This window comes from Cellulomonas sp. APG4, from assembly GCF_009996735.1.
Taxonomy (GTDB): domain Bacteria; phylum Actinomycetota; class Actinomycetes; order Actinomycetales; family Cellulomonadaceae; genus Actinotalea.
The window spans coordinates 1-18,626 of the sequence record NZ_JAACYI010000007.1 but is presented as its reverse complement, the minus strand read 5'-3'; the positions used below and the strand labels follow the sequence as shown (position 1 = coordinate 18,626).

Here is an 18,626-nt window from a genome sequence, read left to right as displayed (position 1 = left end):
TCGCTAGACCGAGCTGTAGGCGACCACGCCGCGGCGGAGCTGCTCGACCGCGCGTCGAGCCGTGGCGCGGGTCGCCGCGGCCGGGGCCGCGTCACCGATCTGGTCGAGCAGGTCGATCACCTGCTTGCACCAGCGCACGAAGTCGCCCGCGGCGAGCTCGGTGCCCTGGAGCACCGAGCTCAGGTTCCGACCGGTGGCCCACCTGTGGACGGGTTCGACGAGGCCGGTGTCGGGCGCCCGCGTCGGCTCGAGCCCCCGCACGCTCTCGAGGTCGTCGAGGTGCGACCACAGCCGTGTGGTCGCATCCAGGGCACGTGCGAGACGGCCGTGCGGGCCGCCGGGCACGGGCGTCGCGTCGTCGCGCTCCTCGCGGCGGGCCTCGTACACCACGGTCGACACCACCGCGGCCAGCGCCGGCGCGTCGAGCCCGTCCCACGCCCCGGTGCGCAGGCACTCGGCCACGAGCAGGTCGCTCTCGGCGTAGAGCCGCCGCAGCCACCGCCCGGCGGGAGTGACCACGGTGCCCTCGCCGTGACCGGGGACGCCGACCTCATCGCCCTTCGGCTCCACGGGCCCGTGGTCGGCAGGCTCCGAGGCTCGCTGCGTGAGGTAGCCGGTGACCGTCAGCACGTCGCAGATCTTGTCGAACACACGCGCGATCGAGCTCGTCCTGCCCTCGATGCGGCGCACCAGCGCGTCGTGCTCGCGCTTGAGGCGGTGGTAGCGCTCCGCCCACCGCGCGTGGTCCTCGCGCTCGGCGCAGCCGTGGCACGGGTGTGCGCGCAGCGCGCGGCGCAGCTGCGCGATCGTCGCGTCGTCGGCCGCGGTCGCCGGAGCGCGCACGGACCGCTGCTGCGCACGGTCGCCGCGGGGCGGCTCAGCCAGCGCACTCCGTGCCCGCGAGGCGAGGTCACGCTTCGCGCGTGCGTCACGCGGCGAGAAGCGCTGCGGCACGGCCACGGTCGTCACGGTCCGCAGTCCCTGGTGCAGGTCCCCGGCGGAGAGCACGCGGACCTGACGCTCGAGCGTCAGGACCGTCGGCCGGGGCCCGTCCAGGCCCGCGTCCCGGCCCGGGTCCAGCACCACCGCGTACCCGGCGCGCCGGCCGGTCGGGATCTCGACCACGTCACCCACGCGCAGACGCTGGAGGCTCGCGAGGGCCTCGGCCCGCCGTGCCCGCGCCGACTCGCGCGAGAGCGTGCGTTCACGGTCCGACAGCCTGCGGCGCAGGGCCGAGTACTCCTCGAAGTCGCCGAGGTGGCACCGCATGGCCTCGGCGTAGCCGTCCAGGGCCTCGGCGTGGGTCTGGGCCTGACGAGCGAGGCCGACGACGGCGCGGTCCGCCTGGAACTGCGCGAAGCTCGTCTCGAGCACCTCACGGGCGCGGTCGCGGCCCACCTGGGCCACGAGGTTCACCGCCATGTTGTACGTGGGCCGGAAGCTCGAGCGAAGCGGGTACAGCCGACGTGAGGCGAGACCTGCGAGGGCCACCGGGTCGAGCGCGCCGTGGTCCACGACCACCGCGTGGCCCTCGACGTCGATCCCGCGGCGTCCCGCCCGGCCGGTGAGCTGGGTGTACTCCCCCGGCGTGATGTCCACGTGGGCCGAGCCGTCCCACTTGACGAGCTTCTCGAGCACCACGGACCGGGCGGGCATGTTGATGCCGAGGGCGAGCGTCTCGGTCGCGAAGACCACCTTGACCAGCCCGCGCGAGAAGAGCTCCTCGACCGTCTCCTTGAACAGCGGCAGCAGGCCCGCGTGGTGCGCGGCGATGCCGCGCTCGAGCCCTTGCGCCCACTCCCAGTAGCCGAGCACCGCGAGGTCCTGGGGCGGGATCGTCGCGCACCGCTGCTCGACGACGTCCCTGATCTCGGCCTCCTGCTCGGCCGTGGTGAGCCGCAGACCCGCACGCAGGCACTGGGCGACCGCGGCGTCGCACCCGGCACGCCAGAAGATGAAGAAGATCGCGGGCAGCAGCGCGTCCCGGTCCAGGGCGTCCACGACGGCGAACCGTGGCGCCGGGCGCCGCGAGGGCACGGACGCACGCGCGTCACGACGACCGCCGCGTCCGCGCCGGTCGCCCGGCGGCCCACCACGGCCGCGCGGGCCGTCCCGGCGCTCCTCGCGCCGCAGGGCCTGGGCGAGCTCGGGGTTGATCGGCGGGTCGGTGCCGGGCGCGGTGGGGTCCACGTGGCCCGCGTAGAGGTCGTACAGGTCGTCGCGCGCCATGACGTGCTGCCACAGCGGCACCGGACGCACCTCGCTCACGACGACGGCGGTGTCGCCGCGCACCATGGTGAGCCAGTCGCCGAACTCCTCGGCGTTCGAGACCGTCGCGGAGAGCGAGACCAGCTGGACGTCGTCGGGCAGGTGGAGGATGACCTCCTCCCACACCGGACCGCGGAACCGGTCCGCGAGGTAGTGCACCTCGTCCATCACGACGTAGCCGAGGCCCTCGATCGTGGGCGAGCCCGCGTAGAGCATGTTGCGCAGCACCTCGGTGGTCATCACGACCACGGGTGCCTCGCCGTTGACCGTCGTGTCGCCCGTGAGCAACCCCACCTGCTCGGGACCGTAGCGACGCACGAGGTCGCCGTACTTCTGGTTGCTGAGCGCCTTGATCGGCGTCGTGTAGAACGCCTTGCGGCCCGCGGCCACGGCGAGGTGCACCGCGAACTCGCCGACCACCGTCTTCCCGGCGCCCGTGGGCGCGGCGACCAGGACCCCTCGACCGCCCTCGAGCGCCGTGCACGCCTCGACCTGGAAGTCGTCGAGCTCGAAGTCGAGGGTCGCGACGAAGCCCGCGAGGCGCGTGCGCTGCTGCGCCGCCCGTCGCCGGGACGCGGCGTAGCGCTCGGCCGGGGAGGACATGTGCCCAGCCTAGGTCGCCGCGACGGCTCAGGCGGTCAGGACGCGGACGGCGCCCGGACGCACCTCGACCTGCAGCGGCAGGGCTCCGAGGGGCTCGCCGTCGCTGAACGTCTCGGGCGGTAACGGTCCGAGCGGGCTCGCCTCGAGCAGCACGCGCGTGCTGCGCAGCACCTGGCACGCGGGGTGGCGCACGTGGTCACCCGAGTAGACGCGCGGGAAGATCGCCACGAGCCCGGCGCGCGTGAGCGGACCAGCGACCACCACGTCGAGCACGCCGTCGTCGAGCCGCGCCGCGGGCGCGATGCGCATGCCTCCTCCGAAGGACGGCGCGTTCGCGACCGCCACGAGCGTCCCCGTCGACTCCCACACCCCGCCGTCGAGCGTGATGCGGTAGCCGTACGGACGGAACGTGCGGAGGCGGTCGACGAGCGCGCGGACGTACCGCCCCGAGCCACGGGGACGCCGGAGCTGGTTGGCCCGCGCGTTGACCGCGGCGTCGAAGCCGGCCGACAGCACGCCCACGAACCACTCCTGGGCGTGGAAGTCGGGTGGACCCGCGACTGCGGCGTCGATCGCGCGGCCACCGGTCTCGAGCCCCGCCTCGAGGGCGCCGACCGCCGCATCGACGTCGTGCAGGGGCAGGCCGAGGGCCCGTGCGACGTCGTTGCCGCTGCCCGCTGCGACCACCCCCAGAGGCAGGTCCGTCTCGGCGACCACGTTCACGCCCAGGTGGACCATGCCGTCACCGCCCACCACGACCAGCGCGTCGAGGCCGTCCACCACGGCCTGGCGCGCGTGCCGGGCCGCGGTGTGGAGGTCGGCCCCGGTGAGGTCGACGACGTCGTGCCCACGAGCCGCGAGCGCCGCCAGGACGTGCGGGCCCCGGGCACCGCCGCGTCCGCTGCCCGCCGTCGGGTTCACCAGGACGCCCAGGCGGGCGCCGCTCACGCGGCCTCGGCGAGCTGGTCGCGCCGCGCTCGGTCGCGACGCCTGTCGAGCACGTGGCACAGCCCCACGGCACCGAAGTACAGGCCGCACATGGGCAGCGCGAGCAGGATCATCGTGATCGCGTCGGGGGTCGGGGTCGCGAACGCGGCGAAGACGAACACGAGCAGCACCGCCCAGCGCCAGCCGCGCAGCCAGGTCGCACCTCGCACCAGGCCCACGGCGGTCAGGGCCACCATGACGACGGGGAGCAGGAACGCGACGCCGAACGCGAGCACCACGCGCATCACGAAGCTCAGGTAGAGCTGCGCGTCGATGAGGTTGGCCGCGTCCGCGGGCGTGAACTCCGTGAGCAGCGCGACCGCCGTCGGCAGCACCCGCCACGCGAGGTAGGCACCGGCGAGGAACAGCGGCACCGCGGCGGCGACGAACGCGAGCGCGGTGCGCCGCTCGCGCCGCGTCAGGCCCGGCGTGATGAAGAGCCACAGCTGGAGCAACCACCACGGGCTCGCCACGAGCACACCCAGGAAGACCGAGACCTTGACGCGCATGTCGAACGAGGTCGCGACGCCCGTGAAGTTGAGGGCGACCAGACGCCCGTCGGTCGCGCGCGGCAGCGGCTGCTGGAGCGCGTCGATGACCGGTGGGTAGAGGAACCACCCGAGCACGGCCGCGACGGCGATGCCGGCCGCCGCGAGGACCACGCGGTGACGCAGCTCGCGCAGGTGCTCACGCAGAGGCATGCGCCCGTCGGGCGACCGCCGACGCGGGGTGCGCGCCACGTCGGGTCAGGCCCGGGGGCCGCCGTCGGTGTCCCGACGTGCGTCGGGGCCCCCTGCCCCGGACTGGGGCGGGGTCGCGGTGTCACGGGGCGCCGTGGCGTCGTGGGGCGTGGCGTCACGACGAGGAGCCGAGGTGTCGTCCTCGCGGAGCTCCTTGACCTCGTTCTTGAAGATCTTGAGCGACTGCCCGACGCTGCGCGCGAGGTCCGGCAGACGGTTGGCGCCGAAGAGCAGCACGATCACGACGAGCACCACGACGATGTGCCAGAACTGCAGTCGCATGGTTCCTCCTGTGCTCGCGGTCGCCTGATCGTAGCCCCGCGGGGGCTCAGCGGGAGAACGCGCGCCAGCGCGCGTACGTGCGCTCGTGCCGCTCGGCGCGCGCCGCGCGTCGACGCGCGGTCGCGAGGCGCGCCAGCGCGCGACGCGCACGCGCGGGTCCAGGGTCGGCCAGCTCGACGGGAGCCGGGCTGGTCAGGGGGAGCGTCGCGGCGAGCTCCTCGGCGCGCTCGGCCACCTGGCCCAGCACGTCGGCCGCGCGCTCGAGCTCGACGAGCAGCGCACGCGCCTTCCGGTACAGGTCGCGCAGCAGGAAGAACGCACCGACGAGCGTCCCCACCACGAGGACCGTCCAGACCGTGAACCAGAGCACGCGGTCAGGCTAGTCGAGCGCGCCGTCCGGCGGCGTCCGGTAGGCCGCGAGGGCCCGCTCCGCGGCGCCGCCGACCGCACGCGCGCTCGCCACCGGCGTCACGCGACGCACGTCGTACGCGAGCCGCAGCACCAGGTGTCGCAGCCACGCCTCGGAGGACACGCGCAGGCGCACCCGCAGCCCGCCGTCGGGCAGGTCCTCGGTCGCGTCGACCGGGAGCTGCTCGGAGACCCAGCGCGCGCGCCCGTCGAGCTCGATCTCGACGACGGCGTGCTCGTCGTTCGGCACGAACGTCGGCTCGCGCGCGTCGCCCGAGGTCGTCACGAGCTCCTCGAGCACGTCCGCGGCGAGGATGCGGTCGAGGCGGAACTGGCGCTCGCCACGCGCGGCGTGGCACCAGCCCTGGAGGTAGGAGTGCTCGTCGCCCGTGAGCAGGCGCCACGGGTCGACGTCGCGCTCGGTCACACGGTCGGCCGCGTCGACGTAGCGCAGGTGCAGGCGGCGGCCCTCGGCGATCGCCGTGCGAGCGGCTGCGAGCACCTCGGGTGCTGCCGTGACCGAGAGGCGCACGTCCATGGTCGCGGCCGCGTCACCCGTCGCGGCCGTGAGGATGTCGAGGGTGGATGCGAGCACCTCCCGCTGGGCGGGGTCGAGCGCCTCTCCCGCCGCCTCGCGCAGCGCCCGCAGGGCCGCGACGAGTGCGACGGCCTCGCGCGTGCCGAGCCGCAGCGCGTGCACCATGCCGCGCGCCTGCGTGAGCCGCACCACGCCGGACTCGAGCGACCCCGCGTCGAAGTCGATCAGGTCGTCCGGCCAGTAGCCGGGCGTGCCGGACATCCACAGCGTGTCGACGTCCTTGAGCACCTGCTCGACGCTCACCTCGAAGTGCGACGCGAGCTCCTCGACCGGGACGCCGGGGTGCCGGTCGAGGTAGGCGACCATGCCGAGCAGCCGGGTCAGCCGTTCGGGCGTGCGCTCAGCCACGAGCCACCTCCTCGACCCGGGCGGCCATCGCGACCGCGGCCTCGAGGCGTCGCACGACGGCGTCGCGCAGGGTTGCGGGCCCGAGCACGACGACGGCGTCCGTGTAGCCCGTCACCTCGTCGGCGAGCTCGGCCGTGCGCGTGTAGGGCACCGCGACGACGTCCGTGCCCGCAGGAGGCGCGGGCAGGTCGCCGGGCGGCGGGCCGGGGTCGACGAGACCGCGCGAGCGCAACGCACCCGCACGGTCGGGCGCGATCGCGAGCCAGGCGGTGCGGCCCTCGTCACGCTGCGCGCTGGTGACCATCGCGCGCGGGTCGACGTCGTCGGGCACGGTGAACGCCCCCGGCTCCCCGGTGGGCCGCACCGCCCCCTCGATGCGGCTCAGGCGGAAGACGCGGGGAGCCGCGCGGTCACGGTCGTGGCCCACGAGGTACCAGCCCCCGCGGCTGCCGATCACGCGCCACGGCTCCACGGTGCGGCGCCGGACCTCACCCGTGCTCGCGGTGCGGTAGGTGAACGTGACGACCCGCCGCTCGTGGGCGGCGTCGAGCAGGGGGCCGAGCGCGGGGCCGGCGGGGTGCAGGCGCGGGGCGAGGCCCGCCACGGCGTCGGTGGCCGACGGGGTGGCACCGACCACCCGGAGCTTGGTCAGGGCACGTGCCGCGTCGCTGCGCAGCACCTGGCCTTGCCAGAACTCGGCCGCGAGGGCCAGGACCCCGAGCTGGGCGGAGGTGAGCTCCATGGGTGGCAGCGCGTACGCGTCGGTGTCGACGCGGTAGCCCTGGTCGTCGCCGTGGGCGACGTCGGTCACGGTCACCACGGGCACGCCCAGGTCACGCAGGGTCTCCTTGTCGCGCTCGAACATCCGCTCGAACGCGTCGACAGACGCGGCGTCGTCGTAGCCCGCGACCTGCGCGCGGATCTGCTCCTTGGTCATCCGCCCGGTCGTGTTGACCAGGGCGATGACGAGGTTGAGCAGGCGCTCGGCCGGGGGCAGGTTCTCGCTCATCACGCCCCACGCTAGCGGCCGGTAGCGTGACGACGTGATCAGCTGGCGTGCAGGGACCGTGGTGTCGCGCGGACGCGAGTGGCCGGGCGCGGTCGAGCTCGTGGTCCGGGCCGAGGACGGCGACGAGCTGCGCGCTCTCGCGCACCCGCCCCTGGTGGGCGAGCCCGCCGTCGGCGACCGCGTCCTGCTCAACGTGACGGCACAGGCACGAGGCCTCGGCACGGGCGGCTACGCGATGGTGGTCGCGCTGCCCGACGCCCTGCCCCCCGACCGTCCCGCAGGCCCGGGCCACCTCGTGAAGGCCCGCTACACGCCGTTGCAGACCATGGTGCTGGGCGTCGACGAGCAGGAGTCGCCCCACCACGAGGCGCTCCGCACCGCCGACGACCTCGCGGGGCTGCCCGTGGTGGTCGCGGACCTGCACTCCGCGCTGCCCGCCGTGATCGCCGGAGCACGGCACGCCGCGGCCCGTGCTGGGACCGGCATGCCGCGCGTGGTCTACGTCATGACCGACGGCGGCGCCCTGCCCGCGTGGTTCTCCCGGAGCGTCGCGGGGCTGCGCGACGCGGGCTGGCTCGCCGCGTGCGTGACCGTGGGCCAGGCCTTCGGTGGTGACCTCGAGGCGGTCACGGTGCACACCGGCCTGCTCGCGGCCCGGCACGTCCTGGACGCCGACCTCGTCGTGGTGACCCAGGGGCCCGGGAACCTCGGCACCGGAACGAGGTGGGGGTTCTCAGGTGTCGCCGCGGGCGAGGTCGTCAACGCCGCCGAGACGCTCGGCGGACGCGCGGTCGCGAGCCTGCGCGTCTCGGGTGCGGACCCGCGCGAGCGCCACCTCGGGGTCTCCCACCACTCCCTCACGGCCTACGGGCGCGTCGCGCTCGCCGCCGCCGACGTCGTCGTCCCCGTCGAGGACGCGACGTCGCCGCTGGAGGGCGTCGAGGACCGTGCCGCGCTGCTCGCGCGCGTGCGCGAGCAGGCCGCGAGCCTCTGTGCGCCCCGGGGCCGGCACCGCGCCGTCGAGGTGCCCGCGGGCGAGCCCCTGCGCGCCGCGCTCGCCCAGTGCCCCGTCGGGCTGTCGACGATGGGACGCGGCCTCGAGGCGGACCCCGAGCCCTTCCTCGCCGCCGCGGCCGCGGGCGTCCACGCGTTGGCGCTCACGGGCTGACCGGTCAGTCGTCGCGCTCGGTCCTCGAGTGCCGGTCGACCAGGGTCGCGAGCCTGCGGGCCTCACGGCGCGCGTAGGCGCCGTCGGCCTGCTGCACCGCCATCACGGCGAGCGTCGTCCCGTCCGCGAGGTCGAGCTGGACCCAGGGCCTGTCGGGCCCGAAGCGCACCGAGTGCACCTCGGCCCAGCCCAGTCGCGTCGTCCGCACGAGGTTGCGCACCACGAGGCCCTCGTCGTCGGGCACCGCGCGCACCCCCGCATGCCGCAGCACGACCCACGCGACGAGCAGCCCGAACGCCAGGAGCCCCGCACGGTCGCCCCAGCTGTCGCGTGCGGGCGCGACGCGGGGCAGCAGCACTGCGAGGGCCACCATGAACCCGGGCACGGCGACGGCCAGCCCGATCCCGACGAACCTCGCGGCCCGTGGCCGGAACGCCCGGTACGCCTCGGTTGCCGGCCGCTCGTCGCCGTCGCTCAGACCGTCACGGGGCATGGGGCCCGGCGGACCTCAGAGCCGGCACGCGTGGATCGACGTCACGAGGATCGCGCGGGCACCCACGTCGTACAGCGCGTCCATGACGCGGTTCGTCTCGTCGCGGCGCACCATCGCGCGCACGGCCGCCCACTCGCGGTTGTGCAGCGGCGAGACGGTGGGCGACTCGAGCCCGGGGGTGATCGCGACCGCACGGTCCACGAGCGCGAGCGGCACGTCGTAGTCCATCAGCACGTACTGGCGCGCGGTGAGCACGCCCTGCAGGCGGCGGGTGAGCACGTCGAGCCCCTCGGGCTCGGTCGCACCCTCGCGTCGCACCAGCACCGCCTCCGAGCGCAGCAGCGGGTCCCCGAACACCTCGAGCCCCGCGGCGCGCAACGTGGTCCCCGTCTCCACGACGTCGGCGATCACGTCGGCCACCCCGAGCCGGATCGCGGTCTCGACGGCACCGTCGAGGCGGACCACCCCGGCGGGCTCGATGCCGCGTGCGCGCAGGTGCTCACGCACGAGCACGGGATAGGACGTCGCCACGCGGTGCCCCGCGACCTGCTCGACCGTCGTCAGCCGCCCCGCGGGCGCCGCGAAGCGGAAGGTCGACCGCGCGAAGCCCAGGGCGAGGTGCTCGACGGCGGTCGAGCCCGAGTCGAGCATCAGGTCGCGACCCGTGATGCCGACGTCGACGGTGCCCTCCCCCACGTACACCGCGATGTCGCGCGGACGCAGGAAGAAGAACTCGACGTCGTTGTCCGGGTCGGGCAGCACGAGCTCACGCGCGTCGCGCCGCTGCCGGTACCCGGCCTCGCGGAGCATCTCGGCGGCCGGCTCCGACAGGGAGCCCTTGTTGGGAACGGCGATGCGGAGCACGGGGGTCCTCGCGGTCGGTGGGCCCTCGGGGCCACGGCGGTCGGTCGATCGGCGGACGGTGCGGGCGCCCGCCCCGGTCACAGGTGGGTGTAGACGTCCTCGAGCGTCAGGCCGCGCGCGAGCATGAGCACCTGGAGGTGGTAGAGGAGCTGGCTGATCTCCTCGGCCGTGCGCTCGTCCCCCTCGTGCTCCGCCGCCATCCAGACCTCGGCCGCCTCCTCGACGACCTTCTTCCCGATGGCGTGCACCCCGGCGTCCAGCTGGGCGACGGTGCCCGAGCCCGCGGGGCGCTCGACGGCCTTGGCGGACAGCTCGGCGAACAGCTGGTCGAACGTCTTCACGGGGCAGAGCCTAGACGCCCGACGACGACGTCGGGCCCGGTGTCCGCGGCGGGGCCGCCGTCCGAGGTGCCGCGCGGGGCCGCGCCCTCGACGCGCTGGGCGCGCAACCACACGGTGAACCCGTAGGCCACGACCACGCCGTAGACGGCGTACAGCACCGCCGACGGGTAGTACCCGGCAGAGAGCAGCAACGGCACACCCACGAGGTCGACCGCGATCCAGACGAGCCAGAACTCGGTCCACCCGCGCGCCATGCCGTAGGTCGCGAGCAGGCTCCCGGTGAAGATCCACGCATCCGCCCACGGTCCCCACGAGCCGAGCGCCTCGAAGACGAGGGCGCACGCGACGGTGCCGGCGGCGGCGCCGAGCACGAGCGCGACGCGCTCGCGGCCCGTGGCCCACCGCGGCACGACCGCGGGGCCCTCGGCGCGGCCGCGCGACCGGCGCCAGCGCACCCACCCGTAGACGGACACGGCGACGAAGAACACCTGCCGACCGGCCTGGCCGTAGAGGTCGGTGGCCTGCGGTGTGTCGAAGACCCCGCCCAGGAAGACGGTGAACAGCAGCACGTTCCCGACGATCCCGACAGGCCACGCCCACACGCGTCGGCGCAGCCCGCCCACCGCCGACGCGAGGCCGAAGCCGTTCCCGACCACCTCACGCCACAGGATCGGGTGGCCGAGCACCGTGAGCTGCGCGTCGAACAGCCACTCGAGCATCAGCGCAGCGCCAGCACCGTCGCGACGGCGGCCTCCGCCGCCTCGCGACCCTTGTCCTCGCGCGAGCCCGGCAGGCCTGCACGGTCGAGCGCCTGCTCCTCGTCGTCGCACGTCAGGACGCCGAACCCGACGGGCTTGCCCGTGCGCACCGAGACCTCGGTGAGGCCCGTCGTCGCCGCCGAGCACACGTAGTCGAAGTGCGGCGTGCCACCGCGGATCACCACGCCGAGCGCAACGACCGCGTCGACCTGGTGCGCGAGGTTCGACGCGGCGACGGGGAGCTCGAACGACCCAGGCACGCGCACCACGCGCACGTCGGTCACCTGAGCCTCGCCCAGCGCCCGGAGCGCACCCGCGAGCAGCCCGTCCATCACGGTCGTGTGCCAGCTCGCCGCGACCACCGCGACCTTGAGGCCGCTGCCGTCGAGCGTGAGGGTCGGGGCGCCTGCGCCACTCATGAGATCTCCTCGGGGGTCGTGACCGGGGACTGACCGGCCGTCGTGGTGGTGGGTGCCGTGAGCAGGTGGCCCATGGCGTCGGCCTTGGTGCGCAGGTAGCGCTCGTTCTCGGGCGTGCGGCCCACCTCGATCGGCTCGGCGTCCACCTCGAGACCGTGCGCCGCGAGACCCGCGACCTTGGCCGGGTTGTTGGTCAGCAACCGCAGCCGCACCAGGCCCAGGTCCTGCAGCATGGCGGCCGCCGCGCCGTACTCGCGCCTGTCGGCAGGGAGCCCGAGCTCGAGGTTCGCCTCGACCGTGTCGCGCCCCGCGTCCTGGAGCGCGTACGCCGACACCTTGGCGAGCAGCCCGATCCCGCGGCCCTCGTGACCGCGCAGGTACACCACCGCGCCGCCCTCGCGCGCGACGCGCCGCAGGGACTCGTCGAGCTGCGGACCGCAGTCGCACCGCAGCGAGCCGAACGCGTCGCCCGTGAGGCACTCCGAGTGCACCCGGACCACGGGCACCGAGGCAGGCTGCTCGACGGCGTCGGGGACGAGGGCGACGTGGCCCGCGCCCGTGCGCAGGTCGCGGTACGCGTGGACCGTGAAGCGACCGTGCGCCGTGGGCAGGACCGCCGAACCGGTGCGGTGCACACGTGCACCGGACGCGGCCGGTGCGCCGGCCGTGGGGTCGGCGTCGTTCTGCCGACGCCAGGCGACGAGGTCCTCGATCGTCAGGAGGACCAGGCCGTCACGCTCCGCTAGGCCGGCCGCGTCGGCGAGGCGCATCATCGAGCCGTCGTCGTGCACCAGCTCGGCGATCCCGGCCACGGGCTCGAGGCCCGCGAGACGGCACAGGTCGACGGCGGCCTCGGTGTGCCCGCCACGGTGCAGCACGCCCCCGGGCACGGCGCGCAGCGGCAGCACGTGACCCGGCCGGATGATCGAACCCGGCCCCGACGCGGGGTCCGCGAGCACGCGCAGCGTCCGGGCGCGGTCCGCGGCCGAGATGCCCGTGCTGACCCCGTCGGCCGCGTCGACCGTCACGGTGTAGGCGGTGCGGCGCGGGTCCTGGCTGTGCGGGACCATCAGCGGCAGCTCGAGCGCGTCGGCCCGCGCCGACGGCATGGGCGCGCACAGGTAGCCCGAGGAGTGCCGGATGGTCCAGCCGACCCACTCCGCCGTGGCCGACTGGGCGGCGAGGACCACGTCGGCCTCGTTCTCACGGTCGGGCGAGTCCGCGACGAGGACGGGCCTGCCCGCACGCAACGCGTCCAGCGCCTGCGCGACGGTGCCGAGCCGGATCTCCTCCGCGGCGCTCACCGGGCACCGCCCAGCAGCCGCTCGACGTACTTGGCGATCACGTCCACCTCGAGGTTCACCCGGTCCCCTGCGGTCAGGCTCCCCAGCGTGGTCGCGGCCAGGGTGGTGGGGATGAGCGAGACGCCGAAGCCCTCGTCGTCCACCCCCGTGACCGTGAGCGAGACCCCGCTCACCGCGATCGAGCCCTTCTCGGCGACGTAGCGCAGCAGGGCCGGCGGCGCGGTGAAGCGGAGGTCGTCCCAGCGCGCGCCCGGATCGCGTCGCACCAGGACGCCCACGCCGTCCACGTGGCCCTGCACCAGGTGACCGTCGAGGCGCCCGTCCGCCCGGACCGCGCGCTCGAGGTTGACGCGCGCGCCGGGGGCCAGGCCGCCGAGGCTGCTGCGGTCGAGCGACTCCGGCATCACGTCGCACGCGAACGCGTCGCCCGCGAGGTCCGTGACCGTGAGGCAGACGCCGTCGACGGCGATCGAGTCGCCCAGGCGGGTGCCGTCGGTCACGGTCGCGCCACGCACGCGCAGGCGCACGTCGCCCGGGCCGCGCTCGACCGCGAGCACGGTGCCGATCTCCTCGACGATGCCGGTGAACATCAGGGGCCCTCCTCGGGCGGGACGGGGACGGAGACGAGCAGGAGGTCCGGACCTAGCCGGTGGACCTCGTGGGGCACGAGGCGACGGGCGTCGGCCATCGTGGGGACGTCGAGGTCGCCGAGCGCCGCGCGGCCCGAGGCGCCGAGCAGCACCGGGGCGACGTAGGTGTGGACCTCGTCGACGAGTCCTGCCCGCAGCAGCGCCGTGACCAGGGTGGGGCCGCCGTCGACGAGCACGTGACGCACCTCGCGTGCCGCGAGGGACCTGAGCGCGCCGTCGAGGTCGCGTGTGCGGAGGTGGAGCAGCTCACCGCCGGGCCCGCGCATCCGGGCCCCCTGGGGGACGTCGCGCTCGCCCACGACGACGCGGAGCGGCTGGTGCGCTGCGGGCGTGCCCTCGGGCGTGCGTGCCGTGAGCGCGGGGTCGTCGGCGAGGACCGTCCCGGTGCCCACCACGACGGCGTCCACCTCCCCACGCAGGCGGTGGGCGTGGAGCCGGGCCTGCTCCGAGGTGATCCAGCGGCTCGAGCCGTCGGCCGCGGCGACGCGACCGTCCAGGCTCTGGGCCGTCTTCACGGTGACCCAGGGGCGGCCGCGGCGCACCGACGTGAGCCAGATCCGCAGGAGCTCCTCGCCCTCCGGGGCGCGCACACCACCGACCACGTCGACACCACGCGACCGCAGGGCGTCCGCTCCCCCGCCCGCGACGGGGTTCGGGTCCGCCACCGCGTGCACCACACGGCGGACGCCGGCCTCGGCGAGCAGCTCGCTGCAAGGCCCGGTGCGCCCCGTGTGCGCGCACGGCTCGAGGGTCACGACGGCGGTCGCGTGCTGCACGGCCACGCCGCGGGCCCGCGCGTCGGCGACGGCAGCCGCCTCGGCGTGCGGCGAGCCCGCACCCGCGTGCCACCCCTCGGCCAGGACCGCGCCGTCGGCATCGAGCAGGACGCAGCCCACGCGCGGGTTCGGGCCGTGCGCAGGGCCGCGTCGCGCGAGCTCGAGCGCACGCAGCATCGCGCGGTCCTCGACCTCGCTCACGCTCGCCGGCTGCGTCACCGCCGCCTCCTCCGGGCCTCAGGCTCCGGGGTGGACGCGGACGCGCGTCAGGACGTCACCGGCTCCGGCCGCGGCCGTCGTCGGGACGCCACGTGCTTCCTCCCATCCGGACTTTCACCGTCGGTCCTGGAGTTCCACCAGGTCAACCGGACCGGCACGCCCGGGTGGGCGAGCACGGACCGGGTCGCGGACTGTCACCGCCGGCTCGGACTTTCACCGACCCCGGAGCACGTACGTTCTCTCCGGCCGAGTCTGCCACATCCACGCCGTGGCGCGGTCAGGACCTCAGTCGTGACGGTGGGCACCTCGCGCGAGCTCACGCAGCTCGTGGATGGCCGCCGCGGCGTCCTGCGCCCCGTAGACCGCCGAACCCGCCACGAAGACGTCGGCGCCCGCCTCGGCCGCCCGTTCGATCGTCTCGACCGACACCCCGCCGTCCACCTGGACCAGGACGTCGAGGCCCGCCTCGCCGACGGCGGCTCGCGTGCGGCGGATCTTGGGAAGGGTGCCGTCGATGAATCCCTGGCCCCCGAACCCCGGCTCGACGGTCATCACGAGCACCATGTCCACCTCGCCGAGCAGGTCGAGGAACGGCTCCACCGGCGTCGCCGGGCGCAGCGCGACGCCTGCGCGCGACCCGAGGGCGCGTAGCTCACGGGCGAGCCGGACGGGCGCGCGTGCGGCCTCGGCGTGGAAGGTGACCGACGAGGCGCCGGCCTCGGCGAAGCCGGGCCCCCACCGGTCCGGGTCCTCGATCATCAGGTGGACGTCCACCGGCACGGGAGCGACCTCGATGATGCGCTCGACGACGGGCAGGCCGAACGTCATGTTGGGGACGAAGTGGTTGTCCATGACGTCCACGTGCACCAGGTCCGCCGACGCGATGCGGCCGAGCTCTCGCTCGAGGTTCACGAAGTCCGCGGACAGGATGCTCGGCGCGATCTTGACGTCCATGGCGCCCAGCATGGCATCACCTGCGCGGCCGGGCGGCGGTCAGGAGGTCCGACGCAGGAGCGTGAGGTGCATCGCGTCCGTCCCGTGCACGTGGGGCCACAGCTGCACGTGCGGGCCCGGTCCGAGCGGGACGTCCTCCCCCGCCACCGCACGCACCGCCTCGCGCGCGTCGAGCTGTTCGACGTCGCCGCGCCGCTTGAGCACGTCGCGCACGGTCAGCACCGTCTCGGCGACGTGCGGGGAGCACGTGACGTAGGCGACGACGCCGCCGGGTCGGACGGCGTCGAGGGCCGCGGCGAGCAGGTCGCGCTGGAGCGTGCCGAGCGGCCCGAGGTCGGCGGGGGCGCGCCGCCAGCGGGACTCGGGACGACGTCGCAGGGCACCGAGGCCCGTGCACGGGGCGTCGACGAGCACACGGTCGTACGTCGCGGGCTCGTCGTCACCCGCGCGGCGCCCGTCACCGTGCCGCACGTCGACGGCGGGGGCGACGGCCTGCACGCTCTGGCGCACGAGCCTCACCCGGTGCTCGGCGACCTCGTTCGCCACGACGTGCGCGCCGATGCCGGCCCCGAGCGCCCCGAGCAGCGCGGCCTTGCCACCCGGCCCCGCGCACAGGTCGAGCCAGCGCTCGCCGCCGTCCTGGGCCGGCGGGTCGATCGGGACGGCTGCCAGCGCGAGCGCGACGAGCTGACTGCCCTCGTCCTGGACCCCGACCGTGCCCTCGCGGACCCCGGGGACGTCGAGCGGGTTCCCTCCGTCGAGCACGACGGCGGTCTGCGTCCACGCTCCCGGCCGTGCACCGGGTGCGGAGGCGACCACTGCATCCCGCTCGGCGAGGCCCGGACGGGCCACGAGCGTCACCGCCGGAGCACGGTTGTCGGCAGCGAGCAGGTCCGCCAGCTCGGCCACGTCGCGCCCGTCCGCCGCGAGGGCCTGACGCAGCGCCCGGACCACCCATCCGGGGTGTGCGTGGACGGCCGCGAGACGCTCGGTCTCGTCCTCCCCTGCGGCCTCGGCGACGCGCTCGAGCCACGCATCGGAGGGGGTCGCCGCGACCTTGCGCAGGACCGCGTTCACCATCTGCGCCGGACCGGCCCCGACCGCCGACCGCGCGAGCGCGACCGTCTCCGAGACCGCGGCGTGCGCGGGCACCCGCATCCCGAGGAGCTGGTGCACGCCGAGCCGCAGCACGTCGAGCAGCGGCGGGTCGATGCGCTCGACAGGCCGGTCGGAGACCAGACCCACGACGGCGTCGTACGTCCCGCGCATGCGCAGGGTGCCGTACGCGAGCTCGGTCGCGAACGCGGCGTCGCGCCCGGTGATCCCGCGCGTGCGCAGCAGCGGCGGGAGCACGAGGTTCGCGTAGGCGTCCGAGCCGTCCACCTCGCGCAGCACGTCGAAGGCCGCGCGTCGGGCCGGGTCCCCGGTGCGTCGACGCGCCGAGGGCGCCTGGGCACCGCGGTGCGTCCGGCCCTCGGAGCGCGCACGTCCGCGTTCACGCCCCGCGGCGTCGCGTCGCTCAGCCACGGTCGCCCCCCAGCACCGCGTCGTCGGTGAGACGTGCCCCGCGTGCCCAGTCGGTCGCGGGCATCGCCCGGCGCCCGGCGGGTGCGACCTCGCCGAGCGCGACCGCGTGGGTCGCGGTGCCGACGAGCACCTCGGTGCGCTCGACCCGTACGGCCCCCGGCGCCAGACCCGTGACCTCGGGCCGCAGCCGCACCGGCCCCACCTTGAGCCGTCCGCCGTCGGGCGCGAGCGTCCACGCACCCGGTGCGGGGGTGCAGGCCCGCACGCGGCGGTCCGTCGCGAGCGCGGGGTGCTCCCAGCGGATCCGGCCGTCGTCGCTCGACAGACGCGGGGCGAGGCTCACGCCTTCGTCCGGCTGCGGCACCGCCACCAGCTCGCCCCGCTCGAGCGCGTCGAGGGTCGCGACGAGGAGGCCCGAGCCCGCGTGGGCGAGCCGGTCGAGAAGGTCACCCGAGGTGTCCCGTGCGCGCACGCTCTCGGTCAGGGTGCCGAGCACGGGGCCCGTGTCGAGCCCCTCCTCGATCCGGAACACCGTGGCGCCCGTGACCTCGTCGCCCGCGAGCAACGCGTGCTGGACTGGTGCTGCGCCACGCCACGCGGGGAGCAACGAGAAGTGCAGGTTGACCCAGCCGTGCGTGGGCACGTCCAGGACCTCGCTCGGCAGGAGCGCGCCGTACGCGACCACGGGCGCGCAGGCGACGTCGAGCTCACGCAGCCGTGCGACGAACTCCTCACCCCGGGGCCGCTCGGGCGTCAGCACCTCGAGGCCGAGCTCCTCGGCGCGGGCACGCACGGGGCTCGGCGCCGTCCGGCGACCACGACCCGCGCGGGCGTCGGGCCGGGTGAGCACGCCGACCACCTCGTGCTGCGACGCGACGAGCGCGTCGAGGGCGGGCAGGGCGACGTCGGGGGTCCCGGCGAAGAGCACACGCATGCCCCGATCCTAGGTGCGCGGCGAGGTCACGAGATGTCGAGCGGCTCGACCTGCACGCGGACGGTGCCGGGCTCGCGGCGCGCCGCCCTGACGGCCTGGGCCGCCCGGACCGAGGCCGTGACCTCGGCCGCGACGGCCCACGGGCTGCGGACCAGCGCGCGCACGGGCCGCTCGTCCTCGGGGACCAGGAGGGTCGCCTGCGGTGTGGGCTCCGCGCGGGGCGGCGCGGGCAGCACGTGCGGTCCGAGCACCTCGCTCCCGGGCGGGAGGTCGACACGGCGGAGCACCGACACGACGGCCTGCCGCGGCCCCTCGAGCGTGACCACGTGTGCGGCCGGCGGCAGCCGCAGCTCGGCGCGCTCGGCGAGCTCACGCTCGGCGAAGGTCACGGGGTCCCACCGCACCAGCGCCTGCGTGGGCGCAGGTGCGCCGTCCCCGACGAGCAGCACCACGCCGTCAGGGGCGGGCCGCACGAGCGCGGCCGCGACCATCCACGTGCGCAGCGCCTGCTCACCCACGTCGAGCGCCGACCGGCCCGTGACCACGGCGGCGTCGAGCAGCAGCGCCGCCGCGTACCCGTCGGCGGCGCGCGGCTCGGCGCCCGGGGTGGCGACCACCAGCGCGGGCCTGCCCTCGACCACGCGGAGCACGCCCTCGCTCGCCGTGGCCCCGGAGGTGCGTACCGGGGTCCCTGGGAACGCGCGCCCGAGCTCCTCCGCCGTGCGCTCGGAGCCCACGCGCACCGAGCGCAGCCGGTCCCACGTGCACGTCGAGCAACGCCACCCGCCGGCGATGCGACCGCACCACCGGCACTGCGGCGGGTCACCCGGGCCCCCGAGACCGAGCGGACCGGCACAGGCAGGGCACCGCGCGGGCTCGCGGCAGCGGGCGCACGCGACGACGGGCAGGTAGCCCGCGCGGGGCACCTGGACCAGCACGGGACCCCGGGTGAGCGCGTCGCGCACCGCGCGCCACG

General features: G+C 75.5%; 19 protein-coding genes, 1 pseudogene and 1 riboswitch. Of the genes and pseudogenes, 1 reads left to right on the top strand and 19 read right to left on the bottom strand.

The genetic code is table 11. From position 1 onward, the window contains the following. Positions 1-3: 3 nt before the first annotated feature. From GXB85_RS07160 to GXB85_RS07130, 7 genes are read right to left on the bottom strand one after another with little or no spacing between them, the layout of a single operon-like run. On the bottom strand, positions 4-2,871 hold the full coding sequence (locus tag GXB85_RS07160) for an RNA helicase (RefSeq protein WP_161916959.1): 2,868 nt from the start codon (positions 2,869-2,871) through the stop codon (positions 4-6). 27 nt (positions 2,872-2,898) lie between these two features. Then, positions 2,899-3,819 carry a diacylglycerol kinase family protein gene (locus GXB85_RS07155; RefSeq protein ID WP_161916958.1) on the bottom strand — a complete coding sequence of 307 codons (921 nt, stop codon included), beginning with the start codon at positions 3,817-3,819 and terminating at the stop codon, positions 2,899-2,901. Then, positions 3,816-4,559, bottom strand: a complete 744-nt coding sequence (tatC, locus tag GXB85_RS07150) for a twin-arginine translocase subunit TatC (RefSeq protein ID WP_161916957.1) — start codon at positions 4,557-4,559, stop codon at positions 3,816-3,818. Before tatC ends, GXB85_RS07155 begins: the two co-directional genes overlap by 4 nt. Positions 4,560-4,604: 45 nt before the next feature. Next, on the bottom strand, positions 4,605-4,880 hold the full coding sequence (gene tatA / locus GXB85_RS07145) for a Sec-independent protein translocase subunit TatA (RefSeq protein WP_161916956.1): 276 nt from the start codon (positions 4,878-4,880) through the stop codon (positions 4,605-4,607). 46 nt (positions 4,881-4,926) lie between these two features. After that, positions 4,927-5,250, bottom strand: a complete 324-nt coding sequence (locus tag GXB85_RS07140; protein ID WP_161916955.1) for a hypothetical protein — start codon at positions 5,248-5,250, stop codon at positions 4,927-4,929. A 9-nt stretch (positions 5,251-5,259) separates the two neighbouring features. Then, positions 5,260-6,234, bottom strand: coding sequence for a WYL domain-containing protein (locus GXB85_RS07135; protein WP_161916954.1), 975 nt, complete (start codon positions 6,232-6,234; stop codon positions 5,260-5,262). After that, a complete protein-coding gene (locus tag GXB85_RS07130) occupies positions 6,227-7,243 on the bottom strand; it encodes a YafY family protein (RefSeq protein WP_161916953.1) in 1,017 nt (338 codons plus the stop codon). Before GXB85_RS07130 ends, GXB85_RS07135 begins: the two co-directional genes overlap by 8 nt. 34 nt (positions 7,244-7,277) lie before the next feature. Between GXB85_RS07130 and GXB85_RS07125 the strand changes: the two genes are divergently transcribed. After that, on the top strand, positions 7,278-8,411 hold the full coding sequence (locus GXB85_RS07125) for a DUF3866 family protein (protein WP_161916952.1): 1,134 nt from the start codon (positions 7,278-7,280) through the stop codon (positions 8,409-8,411). A 4-nt stretch (positions 8,412-8,415) separates the two neighbouring features. Here the strand turns inward: GXB85_RS07125 and GXB85_RS07120 are convergent, their stop codons facing one another. The 12 genes and pseudogenes from GXB85_RS07120 to GXB85_RS07065 all read right to left on the bottom strand — a co-directional run. Continuing rightward, the gene (locus tag GXB85_RS07120; protein ID WP_202627684.1) at positions 8,416-8,904 is read right to left on the bottom strand and encodes a PH domain-containing protein; all 489 of its coding nucleotides are present in this window, start codon (positions 8,902-8,904) and stop codon (positions 8,416-8,418) included. A 15-nt stretch (positions 8,905-8,919) separates the two neighbouring features. Continuing rightward, entirely contained in the window at positions 8,920-9,768 is an 849-nt protein-coding gene (gene hisG, locus GXB85_RS07115; protein WP_161916951.1) for an ATP phosphoribosyltransferase, read from the bottom strand. Between the two features lie 77 nt (positions 9,769-9,845). Further along, positions 9,846-10,109 carry a phosphoribosyl-ATP diphosphatase gene (locus GXB85_RS07110; RefSeq protein WP_161916950.1) on the bottom strand — a complete coding sequence of 88 codons (264 nt, stop codon included), beginning with the start codon at positions 10,107-10,109 and terminating at the stop codon, positions 9,846-9,848. Further along, positions 10,106-10,828 carry a nicotinamide riboside transporter PnuC gene (pnuC, locus tag GXB85_RS07105; RefSeq protein WP_161916949.1) on the bottom strand — a complete coding sequence of 241 codons (723 nt, stop codon included), beginning with the start codon at positions 10,826-10,828 and terminating at the stop codon, positions 10,106-10,108. The genes GXB85_RS07110 and pnuC overlap by 4 nt, the downstream gene beginning before the upstream one ends. Continuing rightward, positions 10,828-11,286, bottom strand: coding sequence for a 6,7-dimethyl-8-ribityllumazine synthase (gene ribH, locus GXB85_RS07100; protein ID WP_161916948.1), 459 nt, complete (start codon positions 11,284-11,286; stop codon positions 10,828-10,830). Before ribH ends, pnuC begins: the two co-directional genes overlap by 1 nt. After that, positions 11,283-12,590 carry a GTP cyclohydrolase II gene (gene ribA / locus GXB85_RS07095; RefSeq protein ID WP_161916947.1) on the bottom strand — a complete coding sequence of 436 codons (1,308 nt, stop codon included), beginning with the start codon at positions 12,588-12,590 and terminating at the stop codon, positions 11,283-11,285. Before ribA ends, ribH begins: the two co-directional genes overlap by 4 nt. After that, positions 12,587-13,180, bottom strand: coding sequence for a riboflavin synthase (locus GXB85_RS07090; protein ID WP_161916946.1), 594 nt, complete (start codon positions 13,178-13,180; stop codon positions 12,587-12,589). The genes ribA and GXB85_RS07090 overlap by 4 nt, the downstream gene beginning before the upstream one ends. Beyond that, positions 13,180-14,193 carry a bifunctional diaminohydroxyphosphoribosylaminopyrimidine deaminase/5-amino-6-(5-phosphoribosylamino)uracil reductase RibD gene (gene ribD / locus GXB85_RS07085; protein ID WP_161917057.1) on the bottom strand — a complete coding sequence of 338 codons (1,014 nt, stop codon included), beginning with the start codon at positions 14,191-14,193 and terminating at the stop codon, positions 13,180-13,182. Before ribD ends, GXB85_RS07090 begins: the two co-directional genes overlap by 1 nt. A 130-nt stretch (positions 14,194-14,323) precedes the next feature. After that, positions 14,324-14,470, bottom strand: a riboswitch (FMN riboswitch). 50 nt (positions 14,471-14,520) lie between these two features. Continuing rightward, positions 14,521-15,189 (bottom strand): ribulose-phosphate 3-epimerase, encoded by a 669-nt coding sequence (rpe, locus tag GXB85_RS07080; RefSeq protein ID WP_161916945.1) that lies wholly within the window; start codon positions 15,187-15,189, stop codon positions 14,521-14,523. A 39-nt stretch (positions 15,190-15,228) separates the two neighbouring features. Continuing rightward, positions 15,229-16,716: a transcription antitermination factor NusB gene (locus GXB85_RS07075; protein WP_161916944.1), complete on the bottom strand. Its 1,488-nt coding sequence runs from the start codon at positions 16,714-16,716 to the stop codon at positions 15,229-15,231. Further along, a complete protein-coding gene (fmt, locus tag GXB85_RS07070) occupies positions 16,709-17,650 on the bottom strand; it encodes a methionyl-tRNA formyltransferase (RefSeq protein ID WP_161916943.1) in 942 nt (313 codons plus the stop codon). The genes GXB85_RS07075 and fmt overlap by 8 nt, the downstream gene beginning before the upstream one ends. A gap of 26 nt (positions 17,651-17,676) precedes the next feature. Then, a pseudogene (locus GXB85_RS07065) lies at positions 17,677-18,626 on the bottom strand (primosomal protein N'); the annotation flags it as partial.

Bases quoted from the DNA above. Each gene is read 5' to 3' on its own strand.
- GXB85_RS07120 (WP_202627684.1), bottom strand. From the start codon at position 8,904: ATGCCCCGTGACGGTCTGAGCGACGGCGACGAGCGGCCGGCAACCGAG.
- tatA (WP_161916956.1), bottom strand. From the start codon at position 4,880: ATGCGACTGCAGTTCTGGCACATCGTCGTGGTGCTCGTCGTGATCGTG.
- ribH (WP_161916948.1), bottom strand. From the start codon at position 11,286: ATGAGTGGCGCAGGCGCCCCGACCCTCACGCTCGACGGCAGCGGCCTC.
- GXB85_RS07160 (WP_161916959.1), bottom strand. From the start codon at position 2,871: ATGTCCTCCCCGGCCGAGCGCTACGCCGCGTCCCGGCGACGGGCGGCG.
- GXB85_RS07090 (WP_161916946.1), bottom strand. From the start codon at position 13,180: ATGTTCACCGGCATCGTCGAGGAGATCGGCACCGTGCTCGCGGTCGAG.
- pnuC (WP_161916949.1), bottom strand. From the start codon at position 10,828: ATGCTCGAGTGGCTGTTCGACGCGCAGCTCACGGTGCTCGGCCACCCG.
- rpe (WP_161916945.1), bottom strand. From the start codon at position 15,189: ATGGACGTCAAGATCGCGCCGAGCATCCTGTCCGCGGACTTCGTGAAC.
- GXB85_RS07130 (WP_161916953.1), bottom strand. From the start codon at position 7,243: ATGAGCGAGAACCTGCCCCCGGCCGAGCGCCTGCTCAACCTCGTCATC.
- fmt (WP_161916943.1), bottom strand. From the start codon at position 17,650: ATGCGTGTGCTCTTCGCCGGGACCCCCGACGTCGCCCTGCCCGCCCTC.
- ribD (WP_161917057.1), bottom strand. From the start codon at position 14,193: ATGCTGCGTGCGCTCGAGCTCGCGCGACGCGGCCCTGCGCACGGCCCG.
- tatC (WP_161916957.1), bottom strand. From the start codon at position 4,559: ATGCCTCTGCGTGAGCACCTGCGCGAGCTGCGTCACCGCGTGGTCCTC.